General features: G+C 58.9%; 20 protein-coding genes. 10 read left to right on the top strand and 10 right to left on the bottom strand.

Annotation, left to right across the window (positions count from 1 at the left end):
- Nucleotides 1-33 precede the first annotated feature (33 nt).
- From BLW56_RS06685 to BLW56_RS20365, 3 genes are all read left to right on the top strand, one after another.
- Nucleotides 34-810, top strand: coding sequence for a transglutaminase-like domain-containing protein (locus tag BLW56_RS06685; protein WP_093509804.1), 777 nt, complete (start codon nt 34-36; stop codon nt 808-810).
- 339 nt (nt 811-1,149) lie between these two features.
- On the top strand, nt 1,150-2,523 hold the full coding sequence (locus BLW56_RS06680; protein ID WP_256203328.1) for a tyrosine-type recombinase/integrase: 1,374 nt from the start codon (nt 1,150-1,152) through the stop codon (nt 2,521-2,523).
- A gap of 558 nt (nt 2,524-3,081) precedes the next feature.
- The gene (locus BLW56_RS20365; protein WP_143043405.1) at nt 3,082-3,393 is read left to right on the top strand and encodes a hypothetical protein; all 312 of its coding nucleotides are present in this window, start codon (nt 3,082-3,084) and stop codon (nt 3,391-3,393) included.
- A 19-nt stretch (nt 3,394-3,412) separates the two neighbouring features.
- On the opposite strand, the gene BLW56_RS06675 is transcribed toward BLW56_RS20365, so the two are convergent.
- Nucleotides 3,413-4,525 carry a hypothetical protein gene (locus BLW56_RS06675; protein ID WP_093510826.1) on the bottom strand — a complete coding sequence of 371 codons (1,113 nt, stop codon included), beginning with the start codon at nt 4,523-4,525 and terminating at the stop codon, nt 3,413-3,415.
- Between BLW56_RS06675 and BLW56_RS06670 the strand changes: the two genes are divergently transcribed.
- Nucleotides 4,515-5,444 carry a phospholipase D-like domain-containing protein gene (locus BLW56_RS06670; protein ID WP_143043404.1) on the top strand — a complete coding sequence of 310 codons (930 nt, stop codon included), beginning with the start codon at nt 4,515-4,517 and terminating at the stop codon, nt 5,442-5,444. The two genes, BLW56_RS06675 and BLW56_RS06670, sit on opposite strands and share 11 nt — an antisense overlap.
- An 11-nt stretch (nt 5,445-5,455) precedes the next feature.
- Here BLW56_RS06670 and BLW56_RS06665 read toward each other — a convergent pair whose 3' ends face one another.
- Together BLW56_RS06665 and BLW56_RS06660 are read right to left on the bottom strand one after the other, a co-directional pair.
- On the bottom strand, nt 5,456-8,092 hold the full coding sequence (locus BLW56_RS06665) for an AAA family ATPase (protein WP_093509801.1): 2,637 nt from the start codon (nt 8,090-8,092) through the stop codon (nt 5,456-5,458).
- The gene (locus tag BLW56_RS06660) at nt 8,089-9,207 is read right to left on the bottom strand and encodes a metallophosphoesterase family protein (RefSeq protein ID WP_256203327.1); all 1,119 of its coding nucleotides are present in this window, start codon (nt 9,205-9,207) and stop codon (nt 8,089-8,091) included. The genes BLW56_RS06665 and BLW56_RS06660 overlap by 4 nt, the downstream gene beginning before the upstream one ends.
- Before the next feature lie 179 nt (nt 9,208-9,386).
- Here BLW56_RS06660 and BLW56_RS06655 point away from each other — a divergent pair, with 179 nt between their 5' ends.
- Complete coding sequence (locus BLW56_RS06655) at nt 9,387-11,264, top strand: ATP-dependent nuclease (RefSeq protein ID WP_093509799.1); 1,878 nt, start codon at nt 9,387-9,389, stop codon at nt 11,262-11,264.
- Here BLW56_RS06655 and BLW56_RS06650 read toward each other — a convergent pair.
- On the bottom strand, nt 11,251-12,147 hold the full coding sequence (locus BLW56_RS06650) for a hypothetical protein (protein WP_143043403.1): 897 nt from the start codon (nt 12,145-12,147) through the stop codon (nt 11,251-11,253). The genes BLW56_RS06655 and BLW56_RS06650 overlap by 14 nt on opposite strands.
- A 72-nt stretch (nt 12,148-12,219) precedes the next feature.
- Here BLW56_RS06650 and BLW56_RS06645 point away from each other — a divergent pair, with 72 nt between their 5' ends.
- A complete protein-coding gene (locus tag BLW56_RS06645) occupies nt 12,220-12,954 on the top strand; it encodes a TRADD-N-associated membrane domain-containing protein (protein ID WP_143043402.1) in 735 nt (244 codons plus the stop codon).
- A 15-nt stretch (nt 12,955-12,969) separates the two neighbouring features.
- Entirely contained in the window at nt 12,970-13,704 is a 735-nt protein-coding gene (locus BLW56_RS06640; RefSeq protein ID WP_143043401.1) for a hypothetical protein, read from the top strand.
- Nucleotides 13,705-13,733: 29 nt separating this feature from the next.
- Here the strand turns inward: BLW56_RS06640 and BLW56_RS06635 are convergent, their stop codons facing one another.
- From BLW56_RS06635 to BLW56_RS06610, 6 genes are all read right to left on the bottom strand, one after another.
- On the bottom strand, nt 13,734-15,209 hold the full coding sequence (locus BLW56_RS06635; RefSeq protein WP_371262209.1) for a hypothetical protein: 1,476 nt from the start codon (nt 15,207-15,209) through the stop codon (nt 13,734-13,736).
- 183 nt (nt 15,210-15,392) lie between these two features.
- On the bottom strand, nt 15,393-16,298 hold the full coding sequence (locus BLW56_RS06630; RefSeq protein WP_093509794.1) for a hypothetical protein: 906 nt from the start codon (nt 16,296-16,298) through the stop codon (nt 15,393-15,395).
- Nucleotides 16,298-17,386 (bottom strand): type IV toxin-antitoxin system AbiEi family antitoxin, encoded by a 1,089-nt coding sequence (locus BLW56_RS06625; RefSeq protein WP_093509793.1) that lies wholly within the window; start codon nt 17,384-17,386, stop codon nt 16,298-16,300. Before BLW56_RS06625 ends, BLW56_RS06630 begins: the two co-directional genes overlap by 1 nt.
- A 129-nt stretch (nt 17,387-17,515) precedes the next feature.
- A complete protein-coding gene (locus BLW56_RS06620; protein WP_093509792.1) occupies nt 17,516-18,628 on the bottom strand; it encodes a restriction endonuclease in 1,113 nt (370 codons plus the stop codon).
- A gap of 73 nt (nt 18,629-18,701) precedes the next feature.
- A complete protein-coding gene (locus tag BLW56_RS06615) occupies nt 18,702-19,889 on the bottom strand; it encodes a hypothetical protein (RefSeq protein ID WP_143043400.1) in 1,188 nt (395 codons plus the stop codon).
- A gap of 45 nt (nt 19,890-19,934) precedes the next feature.
- Nucleotides 19,935-20,552 carry an ImmA/IrrE family metallo-endopeptidase gene (locus tag BLW56_RS06610; RefSeq protein WP_177175862.1) on the bottom strand — a complete coding sequence of 206 codons (618 nt, stop codon included), beginning with the start codon at nt 20,550-20,552 and terminating at the stop codon, nt 19,935-19,937.
- Nucleotides 20,553-21,015: 463 nt separating this feature from the next.
- On the opposite strand from BLW56_RS06610, the gene trbB reads away from it, so the two are divergent.
- Genes trbB through BLW56_RS06595 form a run of 3 tightly spaced genes read left to right on the top strand, consistent with a single transcriptional unit; the run spans nt 21,016 to nt 22,519 of the window.
- Nucleotides 21,016-21,945: a P-type conjugative transfer ATPase TrbB gene (trbB, locus tag BLW56_RS06605; RefSeq protein WP_093510825.1), complete on the top strand. Its 930-nt coding sequence runs from the start codon at nt 21,016-21,018 to the stop codon at nt 21,943-21,945.
- On the top strand, nt 21,942-22,256 hold the full coding sequence (locus BLW56_RS06600) for a TrbC/VirB2 family protein (protein WP_093509789.1): 315 nt from the start codon (nt 21,942-21,944) through the stop codon (nt 22,254-22,256). Before trbB ends, BLW56_RS06600 begins: the two co-directional genes overlap by 4 nt.
- The gene (locus tag BLW56_RS06595; RefSeq protein WP_093509788.1) at nt 22,256-22,519 is read left to right on the top strand and encodes a VirB3 family type IV secretion system protein; all 264 of its coding nucleotides are present in this window, start codon (nt 22,256-22,258) and stop codon (nt 22,517-22,519) included. Before BLW56_RS06600 ends, BLW56_RS06595 begins: the two co-directional genes overlap by 1 nt.
- The last annotated feature ends 3 nt before the right edge of the window (nt 22,520-22,522 follow it).

Here is a 22,522-nt window from a genome sequence, read left to right as displayed (position 1 = left end):
GCCACCGAATCCTCCTTCATGCGTTGCCGATAGATGAAACTCGAAATCTCCGCCTCCCTGAATTATCGGCTGCCTGAGCCCGTCGACCTGATGCTCCAGATCGAGGCGGCGAACGGGCATGGTCAGCGCGTGCTTGACGCCTCGCTCGACCTCGGAACGCCAGAAAAAGTGTCGCGCATTCCGACGGCGGACGGGATTTGTGATCCGATCTGGCTACGCGCGGAAGGCAGCCTCAGCGCCGAGTATCGCGCGCTGGTCGAAATCGACCGGCCCGATGTCGACTTCCGTACCCTCGCCGCGGTTCCGCTCCACCGCCTTCCCGCCGCTGCGGTCCCCTATCTCAACGAATCGCGTTATTGTCCGTCGAACAAGTTCCACGCCTTCGTCGACCGCCGGTTCGGCGAGCTTGAGGGCGGCGAGAAGATTGGCCGGATGCGCGACTGGATCGAAAGCCGCTTCACCTATGTCTCGGGTTCCAGCACGTCGGAAACAGGCGCTCTCGACAGCTTCGTCGAGCGGCGCGGTGTGTGCCGCGACTATGCGCATGTGATGATCGCGCTCGCCCGCTCCGCGCATATCCCCGCGCGCATGGCGAGCGTCTATGCGCTCGGCGTGAAACCGCAGGATTTCCACGCGGTCGCCGAAGTCTATCTGGACGGCGACTGGCACATGATCGACGCGACCGGAATGACGCGTTCCGTTGAATGTGCCCGCATTTGCGTTGGGCGCGATGCCGCCGATATCGCCTTCCTCACTGCCTATCGCGAGATCCGGCTGATCGAGCAAAAAGTGACGGTGGAGGCGGTCTGAGCGCGCCACGATGGAGTCCGGCGACAATTCCCGCAGGTTGGGCTGTCAGCCGGATTTCGATGAACGGGATTTGACGCAGCCGGATCGCTGCGAAAACTGGAGCGGGCGAAGGGATTCGAACCCTCGACCCCAACCTTGGCAATTTGAATTCGATCCAATCTGCTAAATCGCCAAAAATGCGCTAATCTACGATTTATCCTTATATTGCTGTATATTAAAAGCCATCAGAGCAACGCTCTCGTATCCGAATTTCGCCGTTGATTTCCGTCGATCTGGTTACCAGTTGGTTTCCAGAAGCCAGTTTGGTAAGCTGGTAACCACATTGGGATGGAGTTACGAGTGGAACACGCGGGCAAGCTGACCAAACGCGCAGTCGAAGCACTGGAGGCGAAGGGCGCATCGCCGACGCTGCTATGGGATGCCGAACTGAAGGGCTTTGGCGTGAAGGCCAATCCCAGCGGCTCCAAGGTATTCGTCGTCCAGTACCGCAATCAGGAACGGCAACAACGTAGAGTGGAAGTAGGCCGATTTGGCGTGATGACAGTCGAGCAGGCACGAGCCGGAGCCCGCATCATCTTGGGAGAGGTCGCGAAGGGGATTGATCCTTCAGCCGAAAAGAAGGCGGCGCGCGACGGCGTGACAGTCGGGCAGCTTTGCGACTGGTATCTAACTGAAGCGAAGGCAGGAAGGATTTTGGGGCGTATGCGTCGGCCAATCCGAGCTTCGTCGCTTACAATGGATGAGAGCCGGATCGAATCTCACATCCGGCCGCTGCTCGGTCGGCGCAAGGTCGCCTCGCTTCGCGTTACGGACATTGAGCGAATGCAGGTCGACATCGCAAATGGCAAAACAGCTCGCCCCCGCGGGGAAGGGCGAGGAGGTGTGACCAAAGGCGGCGAGGGCGTAGCTGCACGCTCGGTCGCCACCATCCATTCCATTTTCAATCACGCGCTGCGTGACGGCCAGATATTGTCGAACCCCGCCCTCGGCGTCCGAAAGTTTCCGGACAAGAAGCGGACTCGCCGGCTGAGCACGAACGAGATTGTCGATCTCGGAAACCTCATGCGCGAAGTGGAGGAAACAGAGCACCCGACTGGTCTCGCCATCATCCGGGTTCTGCTGCTCTCGGGAATGCGGCTCAATGAGGCGCAAGCGCTCAAACATAGCTGGGTGCATGACGAGGGATATGTCGCTTACCCGGAGACAAAGACCGTTGAGCAAATCAGGATCGTTGGAACGCCGGCGCTGAAAGCAATCAGAGCGCGCGCTCCGCTAGAAGACAACCCTTATGTCTTTCCGTCCGACGGCGGACAGTCGCACTTCATTGCGGCGGACGGTGTACTCGGACGCCTTTGCCATCGCCTCGGATGGTCGGATGTGACGGCCCACACCCTGCGCCATACCTACGCAAGCATCGCCGGCGACTTGGGCTACTCCGAACTTACGATCGCGGCGATGCTCGGCCATGCGGCGGGTTCAAAAACGGGACGCTATGTTCATCTCGACGAAGCCGTAAAATCCGCTGCCGAACGCGTGTCTAGAGAGATCGCGTCATTGCTTGATAGCGGCAAGCAGGACGTAACCCCAAGCGTGTCAAAATTCACTCTCACGGCGCCCCTGACGACCGGAGGCTTTGGGCTAGCAGGGCCTTCCTCCATCAGCGTAGTGCAAAACAGTCTGATTAAACCGCTACCCTTGGGCGCTGAACCATGAAGCCATTAACCCAACGGCAGCAGCGGGTTCTCGTCTCGCTGACGGAAGGAGCAGGCACGACGCAGCGATTTGGACGATGGTCACGGCCGTCGATGGCGGCGCTCCAACGCGCGGGCTTGGTGACCATCACCTCTCTAGATACCCCGCCAGACTGCTATGTCTTGGCCCGTGTTGATCTGACACCAGCGGGTCGAGCATTGCGTGACGAGCTAAAACGTGCCGTTGAGCCTATCCCTTTCCCGGTATTCGCGCGATATTCTCACGCGGAGATGTGCTGGCACAACCCGCAATATCCGGCTGGCGAATGGCGATGCCCATTAAAGAGGCAACATGCTGATTTTCATCGTTATGTCCCCGTCGAAATGATCGAGTTGAAAGCATGATGAATGAGGATCGCGCCTCGTGCTTGAAACAGCAAGCGACCATCCCTAATTAAGCGTTACCGCGTAGGACTTCCGATAACACGCGGCTTGTAACACTCCGCCATCTGGCGGCATTTGGTGCCTGCTCGAATTGTAACCCGAGCATGCGCTGTGAACAGGCCCAGGGAAGTTCGACGTGCAAAACAATCGCAAATCGAAAGCTACAGCTGCTCCGCGCGCGCGTCGCGCAGCTTCGGATCTGACGTTGCTCGAACGAGTTGTTGAACGAAGCGACATCAAGGTGGATGTGGCCGCCTGTATCCGCTGGTTGTGCTGGGGTTTATCGACGCTGCTGTTGGCAACGGCGATTCTCATAGATCACGTGTCCGATAAACGCGATGCCGTCGGAGGTCAGCATTCACCGAAGAAGGTGGTAGTGACGCCGCCCAATCTTTCTATCATGAAAGCCTCTCCGAGCGAGCGGAAACCCTCTGCCAGTAAACCTTGAAGGCTCCGCTCGCCTGAACCTAAATGTTTGCTGTAGTTTCGCTTATCGGCAGGAAATCTTCGTCGTCTTCCGGCCATTCCGGATCGAAGAATTGATCATCATTCCCATGAGAGAGGAATAGGCCGTTGAAGCCGTTCGTGCCCGCGCGAAAACTGTCCCGGATATTCTCGCCCAACCAGCTACGATCCATGCCCAACCGGATGGTTATGGAATAGACTGCACACGCCTTTGAATCGCACCAGATTGACTCAACCCGTAGCCTGACATCATCGGGCATTGCGTCGACGACGGCCTTCATCTCTTCAAACTCATGCGCGACGGCATAGCGGCTTTGAAGTTCGACTCCGCGATAGCTCATCTCATGATAAGGCACTTTCGGCCCGGAATCGCGCACATCCAGCGATTCCTGATGCGCAAGCGCCCCGGCCAGATCTTCGTCCATTTCGATATAATCGATCTTCGGCTCTTGATCGCGCCGCCATGTCAAAGCGCGTTCCAATAGCTCGGCTTTCAAGACATCGCTTTCGGGGGCCAAGACATAAGTAGAACCGCGTTCAATCCTGAGAAGGCCGGCATCGACAAGCGAACTTACGGCTTCACTGAACTGCGCGTTGCGCGCAAGTTTGGGAAGGAGCGAAGCAGGCTCACCATCGAATATGAGATGGAGTTTCTCCGCGTCGAGTTTCGGCAACCGATCTAAGCCGCCCTCGATGTTCAGAAGGAGGCCGGAGACAAGTTCAAGACGGAGCCGCTGCCCTTTTCCCGATCCCGGCCGCAGGGGCGCAGCGTGCGTGCGATGGACGATTTCAAGGCTGACCGCATAGGGAAGAATGTCTCTGACCCACATTTCCGGCGGCGCAAGTTCCGGTCCACCGCGGCCGCTCAGATGCGACCGCACGGGGTATTGGCAGGGGGCCGGAAGGACTTTGAGCAAATTGCCCCAATAGTCGAACGGCAGCCCGGTCTGTGGGCGCTGACCTATGCGCCGGTTAAGGTCGTGCCAATCTTGATATCCGCCCGCTTCAGCTACTGAGGCTTGGCACCGAGCCAATGGGAAAATCAGCGCGCTCGCCTCGAGCAGACGCTTAAGCTGCTTTGCGCACTTCTTGGCGCCATCCAACGTGGAATACATCATCGCATCCTTTATCCCGGCCCTGAAAACGCGCTGCTCGTTTCTCTGGCGGCCGGATAAAGTGCGGTCACAACAGAGTTTGATTTTCGTTGGATCAATGATCCTTCGCCATGGCAGCGGCCACGCCGACGATGGCGGCGTTAGCTACAATCTACCGTTGTCGGATGATTTTGCAACGACCTGTCTCCACGCACACGAATATGCTAGCCGTGTTGCGATGAGGGGCGTGGTAAATCTGAATGATCTTGGTGTTCCGGTCGATCATACGACCGAGGCACAGCGGGATTTTGGCATCACCGCCAATGCTCGGCTTGACGTCATCTTTCGCGATCATCGCGCGAGGCTTATCGCCGAAATTGGTCGTTCACCCGTCGTGCTGGGGTGCGTCGCGTGGCTGACCGACGCGGACGTGCTTCGCGCCCTCGCCTCCTGTTATCATGTCAGCATTGTCGTGCAGAAGGAGGACTTCCTTCGTCCCGACCTCGGCGGCGCACGCTATTCCAGCCTTCACGCCCTTTACAGCGCCCTGCCGTCAAGATTGCTCAGATACCATCTGCCCGGCGGGGTCTCCAGCCTGAACCATGCGGGAGATCCCAGCATCGAACCGGTCCGCTGCGTCGGAAATCACAACCGCGAGAAACGGCCGGCTTGGCCGCGCATGCACAATAAATTCCTGATCTTCTGCGATTTGGAGCCGGGAACGGAGCATCGCGATACTGATGTGGTTCCGCGGCGGGTCTGGACCGGAAGCTACAACATCAGCAACAACGCGACGCACTCTTGGGAAAATGCGATCCTCATCGAAAGTGAAGAGGTGGCCAGCGCCTTTGCGAAGGAGTTTGGACAGATTCTGACCTTCTCCGAGTGCTTGGACTGGAGCAGCGATTGGGTCGAACCCGAGTACCGGATAGGGTCATAGAGCCTGCCCAGTCAGGCAATCGGAATTCTCTTCGCCTCCAAACCTCGATATGCCGACGTGCGGCAGCTCAGAATGATGATCTGCATCCTCTTTGCTGCATCCGACAGGATTTCGAGCATCGTATCGAAGCGATCGTCGTCGGCGAACACCAGCACGTCATCGAGAACAAGCGAAGCAGGCTTCCCTTTTTCAATCAGCAGATCGGCGAAGGCGATCCGCGTCAGAACCGCCAGCTGTTCCTGCGTGCCCTTGCTGAGGTCGCCCGTATCCTCGCTGCGACTGCCCCGTTGCAACAAGACCGGCCGCAGATCTTCAGAGAAGGACAAGGTGGCACCTGGGAGCAACCGCGCGATGTAGGGAGCGACCCGCTCGGTCACCGGCGTCAGAAATCGCCGCGACGCTTCGCGTTGCGCATCGCGTATCGTTTGGACGAGCAGGGCCAACGTCGCAGCCTCTTCCTTCAGTTTGTCATGAGCCGCGACGACGCTCTCCGCCATCTCGGCGGCAGCGGCAGCGCGGCTCGCCGGTCCCGATCCGCCCAAAGTCTTCGCACGCTCCTCAAGCTGGGCAATTTCACCGACCAGATCGAGTCGATCTTCGGCGAGACGCTCGCGTCGGCGCCGGAGCGTATCCCGGCGTTGCGTGATCTGTGCCTCGTCGAGCCCTTCCACCGCTCGCTTCGCTTCGTCACGAGCAACGGTTGCACGCCCTTCCTCCGATTTGGCCTCCGCCAAATCAGCGCCCAATTTTTCATCATCGACCTGCTCGAGATCAATCCGCAGTTGATCTTTGAGCCGCTGAAGATCGGCTGCAGCACGTTCGCTATCCGAACCCAGACGGACGTTTTCCTTTTGAGCGTCTTGAAGGGTCTGGAGCGCGGCTTCGCGGCGGCCCTCGGCATCGCTCACGGCGGTCCGGGCGTTCGTCCAAATAACATCAAGTTCGTCGTCTTGCGACTGCGCTTCGGCATCGTCGACTTTCGGCAATGATTCTGTCGCAAGAGACCCGCGAAGCGCATCCAGACCGGCTGCGATATCGAGCACACTATCTTCGGGGCATGACGCATCGAGCTGTGCTTCCAAACGGCTGATCGCCTGGCTCGCTTCTTCGCGCTTTCGACCGGCCTCGCGCGCCGCCTCGGCATCGTGACACCTCATCTTTCCAAGAAACGAGGCCAAATCCTGCTCTGCCGCGCGAAGCCGGGCCTGTGCGGGCTCGCCCGAGGCCGGCGGCGTGATTGCGACCCTGCCTACTCCCTCGACCTCCAAGACGAGCGGCTTCGTGACCAGAGCCCGTGCTTCGCCTTCTACCGCCTCGCCGTCGAGCGTCGCAGCCGGCGCGGTGGGCTGTAGGGAGACTTCGAAGAGCGCGGCCCCGGCATTCGAAGCGGCCTGCGCTTCCACCAAACTCTGCTCAAGTGCTTGTAGTTCTCGCAACGCATCCGGCGTCATGCGGGAGGCGTCCACCTCCTCGCGACGGCGATCCAGGTTCGTGCTGAGAGCTTCCGCCTTGTCCAGACGCGCGAACGCGGCGACGAGCGCACGCTCACGGGCGCGCGTGCGGTGAGCCTTTGCCGCTTCCAATCTCTTTTCGTCGATCTCGCGAAGCGTGTTGCGCACCGTTTCCAGAAGCTTCGCGGCCTCCTTTTCGGCCGTGCTCGCTTCCTTAGCTGCGGTTGCTTGCTCCTTGGCAGCGGTCTGGGCCGCAGTTGCGGTTCGTTCGGCGTCGGTAATAGATGCACGCAGCTCGTGTCGGTCCGTTTGCCGCTTTTCAAGGGCCGTCCGAACACCGGCCGCCTCGCGAAGCAACGCTTCGGCGGTACGCAATGTTTGCCCTGCCGCCTTCGCCCGATCGAGATCGGCTTCGATCGCCCGTAAACGCTCCTCATGTTCGGGATCATCAAGTTCTTCGAGCAAGCGTCGCTGCTCATTCCGCTTCGATTCCAAGCGATCGAGAACCGCGTCGAACTGCTCCAATTCCTGTTGCGCACGCTGCGCCTCGTCGACCGCTGAGGTCGCCGCGTCCTGTGCCGCCTGGAGACGTTTGGTGGGCCGTCCGGTAGCCGTCAGCAACTCGGCAAGGCTGCGCTCTACCGACTGCAATACCTTCTGAGTGCGCTGACCACCCGTCACCGCCCCGATCTCGCCGGCAAGCACTTCCTCGATCGTGCGTCGCGCGCCCTCGCCCGGCGATCCGATAACAAACGACTGCCCCTGTTCGACCCAAAGCAGGCCAAGCGCGCCGCGGCTATCGTCGTCGGCGCCGCGATTGCCCGCGCGAGCAAAGCCAAGCAGCTCCTGAAGTCGGTCCTCCGCATCATCTCCGGTCGCACGGCCCGATGGGCCTTCGAGTTCAACCGATGGATTTTGAAGGAAACGCTTTCTCAGTCGCCAACGACCGCCAGCTACCTCGAAAACCAGTTCGACGGTCGGCGCGACCTCATCGCCGTGCGGGCGGAAGGACCGTATCCGTTCGCTCTTCGAACCGGATCGCTCGAACAGCACCGCGCGCAAAGCTTCAAGGACGGTGGATTTACCGGCCTCATTCTGATCCGAGATCAGATTGATCCCCGGCTCAAACCCGTCCAGGCGCAGCGGCCTCCGGAATTTGCGGAAGTTCTCGATGTGGAGCTCGTGGATGCGCATCATCCCTGCTCCAGCCGTTCGGAGCGCTTTTGCTCCACATAAAGCCGTTCAAGCGCGGCAGCTGCCCGCTTTCCGTCTGGACTGTCTTCGCCAGCCTTGGCTTGCAATAGCTCTGCCGCCGCTCTCAAAACGCCATTGCTATCGATGTCCGCAAGATCTGCATCGGTCGGGCGCGCGAACAAGTCGTCGAGATTGAGATCGAGCCAGCGAATGTCGTGAGCAAACTCGCCTTCAAGACGGTCCCGCAACGCCACGCGTTCCGCAAGAGATAACAACCCCGAGAACTTTAGCCGTGCGACCAGGTTGCGCCGTTCAATTCCGGGAGCGAGACCGGTAAGGACAGCGTCCAGATCGTCCAACGCGGACAGTGAATGCTCTTCGCGTGCCCAATGATATTTGCCGATCGGCAAATCCGTGACGTCGGGGCGGTCACCTGAAATGTCGACGCGCAGCGCAACCCCGGTCACATCGCGCCCGAAATCATCCGGTTCAGGGGTGCCGCTATAATGCGTCAGCGAATCGATCGCGAGCCGCGCGTGCCAGTCGCCGAGGGCCAGATAATGCAGACCGGCCCGCTGTGCACGATCGACGGCAATCAGATTTGACGTCGAATTCGAGGAACCAAAATCACGGATCGAGCCGTGTGCAAGTCCGATCCTCTTTGCGCCCGGCGGCGTTTCCGCGTGATCGAACCAGGCAGTCGGATCTTCGGTGCTGCGCTTATACTGCAAGGGCGCAGGAAGAACCCACGCACCATCGCCCAGATCAAATGGCTCAGGCTTTAGCAAAACGACTACGGAGCTCGGTGCTTCACCGACGAGGCGGCTCCAAAGTCCATCGGCTCGCGCGGGATCGTGATTTCCCGGAACCAGAACCCAGCGCATATCGGATGCACCGGCCATACGAGTCAGTGCTTGCCGGTAAACGCGGTCGCCCGGTTCCGGAGAGTCGAATACATCGCCTGCGACGAGGATGGTCGTCGCACTCTCTTTGCGAGCCGCAGCTGCGAGCGTGTCGATCGCATCCAGCCGGGCCTCGCTTAGCGCCGCCCGCGCATCGTCGGTGGCCCGCCCGAACGGTTTTCCCAGCTGCCAATCGGACGTGTGGATGAATCGCACCAAAGCCCCCTCTGATCGCTTCTAAAGCGCTCCACAGGAAATCGCGAGCGCCTAGTCGAAGCACGCTGACGGCGATCGCCAGATTTTTGGTCCATTGTGGCCGATATCTGAAAAAATGTGCGTGTATTCTCGGTCCGGATCGTCAAGCGGTGGTAAGGGGCAAAACTGGAGGGGCATGTATGGCGAACCGTTCGAAGCTCTTGAAGCTCGTGGTACAGAATATCGGATGCATCGGACCCGATGGCGTCGAAGTGGCGCTGGACGACGTGGTATGCCTCGTCGGCAAGAATAATGCCGGAAAATCGACGATCCTCCGCGCTTATGAATTAGCCGAGAGCCCGAACAAGTTCTCCGTCGCGCGTGATCGCTGCCGCTGGGCTCCCGATGGGGAGCCATGCGTCGTGGAACTGGATGTGCATATCCCGGAAGGGATCGCCAATATCGCAGAGGACTGGAAGATTATCGATGGCAGCGACCGCATTTTGCGAAGTCGATGGGAATGGGCGGCGGACGGAGCCATGGTCCGCAAGACTTGGAGTCCTGCCGAAAACAATTGGTCAGAAGACGGCAAGGCCGGAGGTGCGGATAATGTTTTCAAATCGCGACTGCCGCGGCCGCTGCGCATCGGATCGCTGGAAGACGCCGACAAGACCGAAGAACTGTTGCTGACACTCGCCTTGTCGCCCTTCGTCGCGGAGATGAAGACGGAGCAGGGCGATCCCAATTCGAACCTGTCCAAATCAGTCGCAAGCCTGATGAGCGTGGTCGACGGTCTCAGCAAGACGCACGAAGACCGGTTCGGCGACATTGCCACCAAGGTGCATGAGGGGTTCAAAGGCGTATTTCCGACCCTTGGGGTGCGGCTGGAAGTAGCGATGTCCGCGCCTACGATCAGTCTCGATAAATTGCTCAAGGAGGGATCGGGAATTCGTGTCCAAGACGGACAGGTAGAAACCTCCTTGGCTCAGCAAGGCGCTGGAGCCCGGCGAGCGCTCTTCTGGTCGATGCTCCAGGTTCACAATCAATTGACCCGGCAGCAGGAAGTGCGGGACGGTATTCTCAAGGATCTCAAGAACAAAAAAGAAGAAGTCAAAGCGGCGGCGATTGCGAAGCTGGAGGCGCTCGACGCGGGGGAACAGCTTGCCGGCGCCGAGGATGATCCCGCCTTTCCCGGATATCTTTTGCTGATCGACGAACCTGAAAACGCCCTCCACCCCATGGCCGCTCGCGCCGCGCAAAAGCATCTCTATCAACTCGCCGCCGATCCGGATTGGCAGGTGATGATGACCACCCATTCTCCGTATTTCATCAACCCGCTCGAGGATCACACCACGATCGTTCGACTTGAACGGGCCGGCGGCGATCAAGGCCCACTGAACAGTCGGACCTACCGTGCCGATGAAGTCACCTTCGACCCCGAAACCAAGAGAAATCTGAGCGCCCTGCAACAGATGGACGTCGGATTCTCCGAAATATTCTTCGGCTCCTATCCGATCCTCGTCGAGGGCGACACCGAGCATGCCGCCTTCATCGCCGCCGTTGTGGAGACGAACCATGAACTAGCAGCGCGAGCGGCCGTCATCCGTGCGCGAGGCAAGGGTATTTTGCCCGGTCTCATCCGGATGCTGCGGCACTTCCGCATCCCGTTCAGCATCATCCACGACATCGATTGGCCATATACTTCGAACCGGAAGGCCAACCCGATGTGGACAACCAATCAGACGATATTGGATGAGCTGAAAGCCTGCCGAGCTGCCAATATTGTGGTGCGCCATCGCTGTAGCGTACCTGATTTTGAACGACATCTTGGCGGAGACGAGCTCGGTAAAGACAAGCCGCTGCAGGCTTATATTCGTATCAAGGAGGATGAAACGCTCCGGCAGCAGGTTCTCGATTTCATGCTCGATGTGTGCGATTCACCCTACCACTACGGCCTCGATTTCGATCCCTCAGGTGACCAGGATTACCGTACCTTCCTTCAGGGTGAGCTTTCGACATGGTGCGGCGCAAACGGAGCCTCGGACGACCCTCGATTGGTCGGTCCTATTGCTGGCTAGGGTGTGCCTCGGGTAACGTTTCGGCCGTAAGAAAAGTCTCCAGAATACGCTTCGCTCCCAATCCATCGAACTCCGCTTCGATGCGATCGCCCTCGATATGCGTGATCGTGCCCTGGCCGAATTTCCCGTGACGCACGCGCTGGCCGAGCACGAGCCCCCCGCGGCTTACGGTATGTAGAGCTTCGATTATCGGCGAAGGGTGGTGCTCATCAGCGCTCGATGCAGCTTCAGCACGACGCTTATCGTCGTACCGATAGGAGGCCCGGTGGTGATGATAATAGTCCGCTCGGGCTTCGATGTTGCTCAACGCGATCCAGAGTTCCGAAGCGATCGGCCTGCGTCCGGGGGCCGGGCGCTTTCGCCCCAGCCAATAAGTCAGTCGCTCGAAATATTGGCCGAGCCCCGGTGCAGAGCAGGCGAGACGCAGGTCATCGAGCGTGGTTGAGTTTGCATGCTGGCTGTAAGCGCGACAGGCATCATTGAGCTCCTCACCGCGAGTGGGTGGCCGATCGTCGAGGGTTGCAGCGCCTCCCTTTTGCAAATCCTTGTCCGCTTCCACCGCATCCAGACCGACAACAATCGCCGACGACAGTTCCGACCACCATTCGTCGAGCCGGGCTTGCGACCAGCTGTAGTGCGCGTTGCCGATATAAAGCGAAGGCAACCGGAAATGGGCTCGAACGGCCTTGGGGAGCATATCGTCGATACTGATGATCGTAGTCAGCCGCTGCGTGGCCTGATCCGCGTTCATATTTGGCCATGCTCTCGACATGGATTCGAGAAGGCGCAGATTGGCGTTGGTGGGCTCGTCTCGGGTCTTCCAATCTCGCATCGCGTCAATACCCCATAATCTCGCCTTCTCATCACAATAGAGCTTCACCACAGATTTTCTTGCAATCATCGAAGCGATGAAGTGAGAAGCCGCGGCGCGGAAGCGAACGAACTAGGGGGCAACATGGAAACCGAACCTGCAATTAGGCACGCAACTCAAATGCTCCTCGGAGGCTGGCGCCATCTGAGCCCACGACTGCAGAAGTTCTACATCGCGGGACTGTTCATGTATGTTCTGGGTTTCATTATCGCGCTTCTGGCCTTTTCAGGTGCGCTTAATTTATCGAACTCCGAGGTGGTGGGCGCCCCGGCTGCCGGCATAGCCTTTATCGGCCTGGTCACGATTTCTTCTCTCAGCACCAATGCCCGCCGCGCGGCAGAAGAAGAAAAGGTCGAAGCTGCCGAGGTACGTGCCCGCGAAAATCCCGACCGTTCGCAATATACCTGGGATGTCGCGCGGCTGAAGCTCGAAAGTTATCTTGACCGCAATCTCGGGCATGTCACGGCGATCTTCGTGCTCACGACGGTTGTGATGTTATTCGGAATGGCGCTCGTCGGCCTAGGGGTCTGGCGCGCAATCGACGAGCCGGGCGCGATCACGATGCCGATACTTGCAGCAGCTTCCGGTGTATTGGTTCAAGCGATAGGAGGCACCTTCCTGATCATTTACCGATCGACCATGGACCAAGCTAAAAATTACGTTGTGGTGCTGGAGCGCATCAACGCAGTGGGCATGTCGATAAACATCATTGAATCGATCGAAGCTGGCGACGCTACGTCCCGAAACAAGGCAAGGGCAGAGCTCGCTCGCGAGTTGCTGGGAATGTATTCTCAGCCGTCCAGGCCAGCGGCCGAATAGCATCGGGCGCGTTTCATGCCCCACGATCCAACCTTCAATCTCAGTGCGCTCGCCGATCGGTTGTTTCGCGAGAAGCGATTGCTACCGCTTGCAGGGAAAATACGGCGCGCGCGAGATCTTCATTCCCTCGCGGCCGATCTCGTTATGGCACTCGAGAGCCTCGATGCGCTTGACATGCAGCTAATGCAGCCGACCGACCCAGATGATCACATCAAGCTGATCACCGAATCTGCGCTGCTCAACAACGCGCTGATTCTGTATGTGCGCGCGACTAAGACGGATTCCCGAGAGCGCGACGGCTTTGATCTGCGAGCCCGCTTCGACGAGGGTCAGAAGCGCGTTCACAAGGAGTTGTGCGATCTCCGGGATTCGGCGATCGCCCATTTCGGCTCAGGCGGAGAATATGGCGGGGAATGGCAAGCGGAGTTGGTCATTCTCCAGTTCAAAGGTAGCGAGGCGAAGCCCGCCGTGGCCACTCGGCGGCAGACCGTAGATCGCAAATTGGCCCATCGGGCAAGAAAGCAAATCGAACTCGCGCTCGGCATGATGCGCGCGCTTGCGCTTGATAGGCTGGGAGAAATCACCGAAGCGCTGAATGCTGCGGCAGCCGCCGATCCCACGTTCAGCGAGGAGATCGGACGCCATCCGCTGAATTTCGATATTTTCATGAAATCCTCGGTCGCGGCCGATGCCGCGCGAGCCTCATTTTCAGAAGGTGGATATACAAAAGGCGGCATCCGGCACGATTGATCGGTCGACGTCGAATTTGGCTGCCATCATTATCTCGATTTCTGGCGCCGAGCCGATCGTTTTGACTTTATCCCTTTCGGTTTCGCCGGCGCTTCGCCCTTGCCGCTCGAAATGATCGAGTTGATGTCCCCGACTGCCAACAGTTCGCCATCCGCCGCCATGAGTTCTTTTTGAGTTTCAAATACCGCCTCAAGATCGTCTTTTGACCAGAGAGCGACGTCCGTAGCGAAGCAACGCAAGAGCTTTGGCACGCCAAGCCCCACGAGACGCTTCTCCCCGTTGAGACGGTCGTCAATAATCGGACGCCTGGATATGATACCGATCATCAAGCTTCCGACACGAGCATAGCCATAGGCAAGAAAGGAGGTGAAACGGTCCGGCATATCCGGGCTTCGATCAAGCTCGAAGCGCAAGTAGCGCTCACTCGCCATCGAGCATAATATCATCGGATCACCGTCCTCTCCATAGACTTGGCTATGACTGAGTTCGGGCAGTGGGGACGACAGTTCCTTTTCGATATCGAGGAGTGAGAGGAACGTTAGCGCGGTCCACCCCCACGCTTTTTTGCGCTCGTCATCCGTACCGACAGACAGGGAGATCCGACCATATGATTTTCCGCCCACCTCGATTTCGATATGGAAGCGGTCCGCGGCGTCATGGGCCTTTAAAAGGGCAAAAAGGGCTATTTCCGCGATCGGCATCGCCTCTTCGGTTGATAGAAGAGCGCGAACACGAACATCACCCTCTGATCGCCTCGTCCACTCGAAGCATCGAGTGACGACCCGCATCGCATGTCGATCCTCGTCTTCTGCCCCGTAAAGCTTGGCCGGAAGACTGACCGAGACTCCTTTGGGAAACTGGAAATGCAGCATGGCATCCTGACCTAGCGGCGTGAGTATTATGTCGACGTCCCGCAAATCGACTTCAGGAATGCTCGCCTCGATCCCGAAGCGCTCAGATCTGACCGTAAAGCGATTAGCCCTGAAGCGCGGGGTCAGGCCAAGCTGTATGTCGAGAAAATCGTTGAGATCCTCCATGGCCATCTCAAGCTCGATCGTGCCGCGTGTTTTCTCAAACCCGATCGTGTCGACAATGTTCTGCTTGATCGCCGCATAAGTTTTTCCGACCAGGCGAATCTCCTGCTGCATCCAATCGAGAACTGCCTCCCCTCGTTCGTCTGAGTCCTCGAATCTCAAGGTGACGTCATCGTGGTTGGCCTCGGTCGCCCCCGCAGCGTCGGCTTCTCTCGCAGCTTTTAGCCACGCCCCGATCAGTTCAGTCCAAACGTGCTTCGCGAAGTAGCGAGGCTGCCCACCCTCGATAGCGACGAGGACGATGAATGTTGGCAGAGGGTTGCGCGTATAGTGAAGCGCATTGGACAGACGGATGGAAACAGATCGGCTGCGGGTCTCTGTGGTTTTGACCTGCACGGACGCAGCAGTCACACCGTTGCGCATGTCGAGCGCGATGAGCGGTTGAGCCGCTGGCGGAAACTCGATCAGCATGTCCCATCCGTTATCGTCTTCCTGGGACTGGTTGCAGGTAACGCCGGCGTCGGTGCACAGGAGGCTGAAGCGCTTTTCGCCTTTCCGTCCTATATGGCGACTGTCCATAATTCCCCCACATCATGCTCGATGTTGACGTTGACGACGCCCAGCCAGTGGGCGCGCGACCGCCTTCCAGTGAGGCTAGCCAATGAGCGGCCCCAAGAGCTGGGCGACGACATCTGCAGCTCGCCTTTGACGCAGGATCCGACTGTCACGCTCCCCTTCATCTTCTTCAATGCCCGCGTCATTTCCCTCGAAAGCGGCCACGGCGACAGGACCGTCAAGGCGGTAACTTTGATCCGGGTCGCCATCGCGAAAGCGCTTCGATAAGCGTCCGAGCGCGTCGAGGATGACTTCGCGGTGCTTCGTTTCCAATCCTCGGAGAAACTCGTCCACGGCCGCCTCGACCCCGCCTGGATAATGCTCGAGACAATAAACGAGATCATGCGCGTCCTTGGGCTCGATGCGATCGTCGTACGCCAGCGATTTGAGACAGGTAAAACTCACGATATCGGCAAAACGCACTTTTTCGACCGCCACTCCCTTACCGTTAAGCAATTCGGCTTTAAGCTCGCGGGTCTTGTGAAAATCCACAACCATGGACGAATGAGGAATATTGACCGCGGATACCTTGCCCTCGACCGGCAAGACTTCGACCTTGCCCCCGCGCCGGTCGGGATCGTCGACGAGAAATTCGAGGATCATCGTGGCCCCGTCCACTTCGGTCTGCCATCGCCAGGATTGTTTGATTCCGTCTTCGTTGACTGCGCGATGAAAGTTCATTTCGCGAAGATTGGCTTCCAGCGTTCGATAGGCCTCCGTGTCGGTTAGCATCGCGATATCGACGACGACATCGACGTCAGCCGTTCCGGCGTGAGCTGGCACCTCCGGCGGGCGGGCCTCGATCAGATAGCGGGGCGTCAATCCTCCGACGAGGAAAACGGATTCACGCCAGGGCCCCAGATGGCGGAGGAGCGTAACCAGGACGCGTTCGCAGGCCTCGGTCACACGCGCGTCGTAACCGCCGATGGATTTTGCCTTGGCCATCAGAAATCGAGCCGCTCGGCGCGGAGATGAACGGCCATTTCTTTTGAGCGCCCTGCTCCTTGGAGGAGATCGAGATAGACCTGGATCGGAGGTGCCAACGCGATCCCGTCGCAGCGCTGGCCTACATCGACGTCGCTCGCGCTTCGGACATCTATTATGCCCAAGTTCCACCCCTCACTGACCGGCCGGGCATCCATGTCGGAAAGCATCTCTTCGGCATGCCGACCGGGCGCCATCCGGCAGCGCACCTGAGCCACGCTCGATAGATAGGGAGCGTAAAGCTGGGCAGCGGCTTCGCCGGTCACGGCATAGCGTATCTGAGCATCGCAGCACGCGGCATCAAGCTTTCGCATAAGGCCCTCCGCGGTCTTCATAGACACATAGTAGCGCTTCATCTTTGGCGTCGGCTGATCGGCAATATATTCGCTCCACTCGTCGAGAAGCATGCGCCCGTTGCTGAGTCTCCTCAACTTGCTTGGCCCCAATCCTTCTGCTTCGACCCAGTCGCGCCGCTCCATTTCGCTGAGCGTTGCCGAAGCGGTAGCAGGCGAGATATCCAAATCCTTGGCCAGCTCTTTGACGCTTAGCCAATTAGGTGCTTTGTCGAAGACGGCACGAACAACCCGAGCACGTTGACCTTCGAAAATTGACGTGAAGATTTTCTGCGTCTTCCGAGGCGGAGGCCGGTCAATAAAAACATATGTCTCGCGAGAGGGGATAAAGAGGGCGCCGCCAAAGTCATAATAGCCGATGCCCTCCTCTTGGAGCACTTGTCGCGCGCCCGGTGAAATCGAATGAGCGACAAGAAACGGCAACATCTCGACTGAGCCGTCGTCGATATGGGCCAGATAGTTGCGAAGCTGCCAGATGGTTTCTCGGACGTCGCGCGGGAACACCTCGCGCTTGACCTCGATCACGAGCCGAAAGGGGCGACCCGATATCGATAATTCAGCGATCGCATCGACGCGGCCATAGGCTCCCAAACTCGCGTTTTGGGCGATAATTTTCCCGCCAGCGTTGGGAAGTGCTTCGATTGCCAGCAGCGCTCGATCGAGCAGTTCAGCTTCATTCTCTTCGAATCTCGGCATATTCACTGTCCAGAAAACATATGATTCGATATCGCATATTCGACAAAATGGCAATATTCACTGGACATCAAATATCAAGATATAGGCGAATTTTTAGCCGGTCATGGCTGCGAAACGCCGATTACGAACTCAAATAGAGCCATTGATCGATTTATCGATTAAACCCTTGAAATCGGCATAATCTTTCAAGGAAATGCGATATTTTATATCCTCTTGATATTCTAGCGCTCCTTTCGTGAACCGTGAACTGGTCAGAACAATACCGCTGGTTGCGCGCCCTCTTTCGACTACGCCGTGAAGCGCGCGAACCACAGCCACTCCGACAGACTGATTGGGTGCGTACCGCTTGCACTCAACATAGGTCATCATGGTGCCCAAGTCGGAGCGTTTCAAAAGTATCAGATCTTTCCCGCCGTCCCTCGAAGCTGGCGTGAGTTCGACGTCGAACCCAAGCCGTGTAAAAAGCTCGGCACTCAGCTCCTCGAATTGGCGGGGACTCAGAAGATGAACAATCTCCGGATCCTGCTTCAATCGCTGCATGATCCAATCATTGACTTCGCGAACACCGGTGAGGAATGTCTTTGCTGAAGCGCTCCCGTTCCGCAGAGGCCTACCGTGGCGATCAACGAGGCCGGGCCGTTTGAATGATGAAAGTCTGGCTATAAGTTCAGACCAGTTTGCCGAAACGCGTGCGGCCTCCACAATCGCAGCTGCAATCATGGGACTACCGTCCGCTAGTAGAAGAAGCTGTTGTGGAGGAAGTTCGTCCCTGGGCATGCCCTGACGAAGCATCTCGCTGATTTGGGCGATGTCCATCGGAGGAACGGCGACCCGCTCGAACCGCTCGATCTGCGGTATCCGGCGCGAGGTCATCAAGATTCTCAACTGCGCGTCTTCGGCAAGGCGTGATTGCAAATAATCGGCCGCCCAATCCGCACCCGGCCATACATTGTCGAGCGCATCAAAAATCAGCAGACGATCGCCTGTACCAGTAGCCGGGGCCAAAAACTCGTCGGGCTCGCCAGCGCCGGTGCGAAATTCAATACCGCCCGGAAATCGCTCTCTGAAAGTGTAGACAAATTGCGCCGCTAGCGTTGTTTTTCCAGAGCCAGGAGGCCCTTCCAAAACAATCGCGCGCTGATCGCTTTCGATCAAAGTGTTGAGCAGCCGCTCCAGTTCCGGACCACGATCGATCGATCCCTCAAGCAGACTTTCCCACCGGGCAGGAAGCGCTTTATTCATAGCCGGACGATCATTCGCAACATGCCACTGCCGACCGCAAGCGAATACCCTGAATACGAGCCCAAAATTGAACCTATCGCCTGCTCGACGCGGCAGGAATGCCGGTAGTGAGCTTCCGCGCAAGCTTTGTCACATCTTCTGACGCGATCTGCTTTTGCGGTATACTATCCTCTTCAGAAGCGGCCAGCGCGCTTTTTGCCTTCCGGCGCAACAAGGCCTCTTCGCGTGCCAGATCCTTATAAAGCTTGATTTGAACCTCCATCCATTGAGCGAACTCGGGTGGATAGCTGGTAAGAGCATTGGCGGGGTCGTTTATGATGAAGGGCTCGTGGGTAAATTCTCGATAATGTTCGGTATAAAATGTCTGGGCAAACTTCAGCACCGCCGCATCTTGTATCGGCGTCCGCGCCGCCACCTCGGCCGCTTCAAATGATCCCGCAGGAGAGTTGTCGATCCAGAAGAGGGGATATTTGCGCTGACCGAACACACCCTTCAGAAGAACGCGTCCGTCATAATGAATGGGGATCGGATCGACCGAGATCGTCTTCATATGGCGCCGCAGGATATTCGTGCCACGGAGCGCAAGAATATATGCGACATCGAGGCTGATCACCATTTTCTGCTCGGTGGCAAAGTTGGCGAGACGAAATCCGATGTCGATACCAGGACCGATAAAATCAAACTCAACTCGGGCGTTCGCATCGCGCTTCTGTTGGGACAGCGCCCGCGACTGAGCTCGTCGAAATGCGTCGGAATAGTTACCTCCGCGCAGCTGGCGAGATAGCCCTGCCGGACTGACGATCGTTTTGTTGCGACGAGGAAAGCCCGCGGTCCAAATCGTCGACTTTAGATCAAGCGTCAGACCAACTTCCTGGAGAAGGCCTTTATTCTGCTTTTCAAAATAGGTGCGCACCAGCCCGAGCGCTCGCTTCCAGCAGAGGATGGTGAGAGTGATCTGGCGGCTGTCCGTCAGATCCTTGTAGTAGAGGACCTCGTCGCCGACGGTCTTCCAGAATTGTGGAGGCGGTCCAAGGAAAACATCATGAAGTTCCTCATCGAGGTCGCTCTTAAGCTGTTCCCAGCCCGTTTCCATCGCGTCGACCATTTCGCCATAAAAGCGCTGCATGATCTCCAGCCAGTCGATCTGAGTCTCGAGAAAAACAGGCTGCTTTAGAGCTGTTGATCCCACCACATCGGCACTCAGGAATATCCTCAGCCGTGGCGTCAATACGTCAGGACAACCGGTTAAATCGAATGCCATGGCCCCCCCGAACCACTGGAAGTCGAACTTCGCCGCAATCCGCTGCTAAGCGTGCGCTCGTTCTATCGGTACAGAGAAACGCTTAACGCGAACTTCGGCAACCGCGACTGGAACGCGGAAATGAGCGGCCAAAGCCGCAATGTCTCCGCCCGTGCGGGCAAAAGCGTGTTCAAAAGCTGCGCTGGGCATCAGAAATGTGACCGCAAAAATCACGGCTTCCTGTTCGATGGCACTGATGTCGCCATTCTCTACCTTGCGCCGCGAAGAGTGCCCCGCTGAACGGAAATGAAGAAAATAATGAGCAAGGGCCTTGGCTACCATGAACTGGTCGAACCGCGAGCTACTTGCCGCCGGAATAGCAATTAGGAAATCCGTCGAAGCGCTGCGTACGTATAGCCCTGTTGGCGAAGCGTCGCTGAGATCGCCGATCAAACTCGTGCTTAAATTTCCGCCGATGCGCCTGACGAAACTGCGAAGATCCGAGCCCGGTTCGTAACCGACTTGCTTTCCGATAGCTTCTGCGAGAGCTTCAATGTCCGCAAGCGAAAGACCCGCCGCGTGCCGCGCAACGAAAGGCTGCCAGCCTTCGGCTTCCAGATCGCTAAATCGGAAATGACGTGCCCGCTCTGCGGTATCGAAAGCCGTCTGCACAGCGCTCGCCATTGTTTCCCCTTTGTCCGCCCGAGTCATGGCCTAACTCTAACCGGTCTTCGTGTAAACCGGGTTACTGTAGTCCCGCCTGAAAGCGCGGATGCCGGCCGGTTCAGGACCAGGGCACACAGCTCGATACAGGGCGGGCGGGTCAGGGGAGGAAGACCAACAAGCACGAGCGCAACATGGGCCTGTTGGTGACAAGAATCAACGGGGTCTGGCAGCGTTTACGACGAGCACGATACTCGCAACGACAAACGGCAACAGACAGTTCTGAGCGAGGATCGCTGAGGCGCGGCAGACGCCTCGTCCCTTGTGTATCCATTCGCCGCCGCCCCCACGACGACAATGAATAGCTGTTGCGGCCAGCCATAATCGGCATTCTTTACCCGTCTCCGGCGCCGATCCGCGGTGCCTTCAGGAGACGCCCCAAGTGATCGAACCCGACGCCATCGTCCATGCGCGCAGCACCTCGATGCTGCGCAGCGCGCTCGGCGCGGCGATCGATGGCTGGCTCGGCGATCCCAATATCGCCGAGATCATGCTGAACGCCGACGGGCGGCTCTGGATCGACCACCTCGACAGCGGCTTGGCGCCCACGGAAGAGACGCTGACCCCCGCGCAGGCCGAGCGCATCGTCCGCCTCGTCGCGCATCATGTCGGCACCGAAGTCCACCGCGCGAGCCCGCGCGTCTCCGCCGAACTGCCGGAAGGCGGCGAGCGTTTCGAAGGCCTGCTGCCACCCGTCGTGGCACAGCCGGTCTTCTCGATCCGCCGCCCCGCCAGCCTGCCGCTCGAGCTCGCCGACTATGTCCGCGCCGGCACGATGAGCGCGATCGCTGCGACCTATCTGGCGGGCGCCGTCGAAACCCGCGCCAATATTCTCGTCGCCGGCGGCACGTCGACCGGCAAGACCACGCTTACCAATGCACTGCTCGCCCTCGCAGCGAAGAGCGACGACCGTATCGTCCTCATTGAGGATACACGCGAGCTTCGGTGCGACGCCGCCAATGTCGTGAGCCTGCGCACCGCGCCGGGCGTCACGATGACCGATCTCGTCCGCTCAAGCCTCCGTCTCCGTCCCGATCGCATTCCGGTCGGCGAGGTCCGCGGTCCAGAAGCGCTCGACCTCTTGAAGGCCTGGGGCACCGGCCATCCCGGGGGGATCGGCACGATCCACGCGGGAACCGCGAGCGCCGCACTCCACCGCCTCGAACAGCTCATTCTCGAGGCGATCGCGCATGTCCCGCGCCCGCTCATCGCCGAGACGATCGACGTCATCGCGGTGCTGACGGGCCGCGGCGCCGAGCGCCGCCTGTCCGAACTGGTCCGCGTCGAAGGGCTCGGCGCCGACGGCAGCTACCGCCTGCTTCCGATCCTCCAGCCACAGGGAGTTCCAGAATGAAGACCAGCCATATCCTTCGCCTCGCCGCCATCGCCGGCCTGCTCGCCCTGCATGCCACACCCGCGCTCGCGGGCGGCTCAGGCATGCCGTGGGAGACCCCGCTCCAGTCGATCGTCGACAGCGTGCAGGGCCCGGTCGCGCGCGTCGTCGGCGTGATCATCATTGTCATCACCGGGCTGACCTTGGCGTTCGGCGATACGTCGGGCGGGTTCCGGCGGCTGATCCAGATCGTCTTCGGCCTCTCGATCGCTTTCGCTGCCTCCTCCTTCTTCCTCAGCTTCTTCAGCTTCGGCGGCGGGGCGCTCGTCTGATGGAAGGCGACCTCCCGGGGTTCGCGGCGCCGGTCCAGCGCGCGCTCGCCGAGCCGATCCTACTGGCGGGTGCGCCGCGCGCGCTCGCGATCGTCAACGGCACGCTCGCCGGCGCGGTCGGGATTGGCCTCAGGCTCTGGATCGCCGGCGTCGTCATCGCCCTGGTCGGCCACGGCCTCGCGGTGTTCGCGGCGCGCAAGGACGCGCAGATCCTCCCCGTCGCGCGGCGCCATGTCGCGCTTCCCACCATTTTCGAAAGCTGAACC

The sequence above is a fragment of the Sphingopyxis sp. YR583 genome, assembly GCF_900108295.1.
Classification (GTDB): domain Bacteria; phylum Pseudomonadota; class Alphaproteobacteria; order Sphingomonadales; family Sphingomonadaceae; genus Sphingopyxis.
The sequence above is the reverse complement of the archived record's forward strand: the minus strand, read 5'-3'. Positions and strand labels throughout refer to the sequence as shown.

What these genes read in the sequence shown, in the direction of transcription:
- BLW56_RS06685 (WP_093509804.1), top strand. Translation starts at nt 34, where the DNA reads ATGAAACTCGAAATCTCCGCCTCCCTGAATTATCGGCTGCCTGAGCCC.
- BLW56_RS06675 (WP_093510826.1), bottom strand. Translation starts at nt 4,525, where the DNA reads ATGTATTCCACGTTGGATGGCGCCAAGAAGTGCGCAAAGCAGCTTAAG.
- BLW56_RS06665 (WP_093509801.1), bottom strand. Translation starts at nt 8,092, where the DNA reads ATGATGCGCATCCACGAGCTCCACATCGAGAACTTCCGCAAATTCCGG.
- BLW56_RS06655 (WP_093509799.1), top strand. Translation starts at nt 9,387, where the DNA reads ATGGCGAACCGTTCGAAGCTCTTGAAGCTCGTGGTACAGAATATCGGA.
- BLW56_RS06645 (WP_143043402.1), top strand. Translation starts at nt 12,220, where the DNA reads ATGGAAACCGAACCTGCAATTAGGCACGCAACTCAAATGCTCCTCGGA.
- BLW56_RS06640 (WP_143043401.1), top strand. Translation starts at nt 12,970, where the DNA reads ATGCCCCACGATCCAACCTTCAATCTCAGTGCGCTCGCCGATCGGTTG.
- BLW56_RS06635 (WP_371262209.1), bottom strand. Translation starts at nt 15,209, where the DNA reads ATGCTGATCGAGTTTCCGCCAGCGGCTCAACCGCTCATCGCGCTCGAC.
- BLW56_RS06630 (WP_093509794.1), bottom strand. Translation starts at nt 16,298, where the DNA reads ATGGCCAAGGCAAAATCCATCGGCGGTTACGACGCGCGTGTGACCGAG.
- BLW56_RS06625 (WP_093509793.1), bottom strand. Translation starts at nt 17,386, where the DNA reads ATGCCGAGATTCGAAGAGAATGAAGCTGAACTGCTCGATCGAGCGCTG.
- BLW56_RS06620 (WP_093509792.1), bottom strand. Translation starts at nt 18,628, where the DNA reads ATGAATAAAGCGCTTCCTGCCCGGTGGGAAAGTCTGCTTGAGGGATCG.
- BLW56_RS06615 (WP_143043400.1), bottom strand. Translation starts at nt 19,889, where the DNA reads ATGGCATTCGATTTAACCGGTTGTCCTGACGTATTGACGCCACGGCTG.
- BLW56_RS06610 (WP_177175862.1), bottom strand. Translation starts at nt 20,552, where the DNA reads ATGGCGAGCGCTGTGCAGACGGCTTTCGATACCGCAGAGCGGGCACGT.
- trbB (WP_093510825.1), top strand. Translation starts at nt 21,016, where the DNA reads ATGCTGCGCAGCGCGCTCGGCGCGGCGATCGATGGCTGGCTCGGCGAT.
- BLW56_RS06600 (WP_093509789.1), top strand. Translation starts at nt 21,942, where the DNA reads ATGAAGACCAGCCATATCCTTCGCCTCGCCGCCATCGCCGGCCTGCTC.
- BLW56_RS06595 (WP_093509788.1), top strand. Translation starts at nt 22,256, where the DNA reads ATGGAAGGCGACCTCCCGGGGTTCGCGGCGCCGGTCCAGCGCGCGCTC.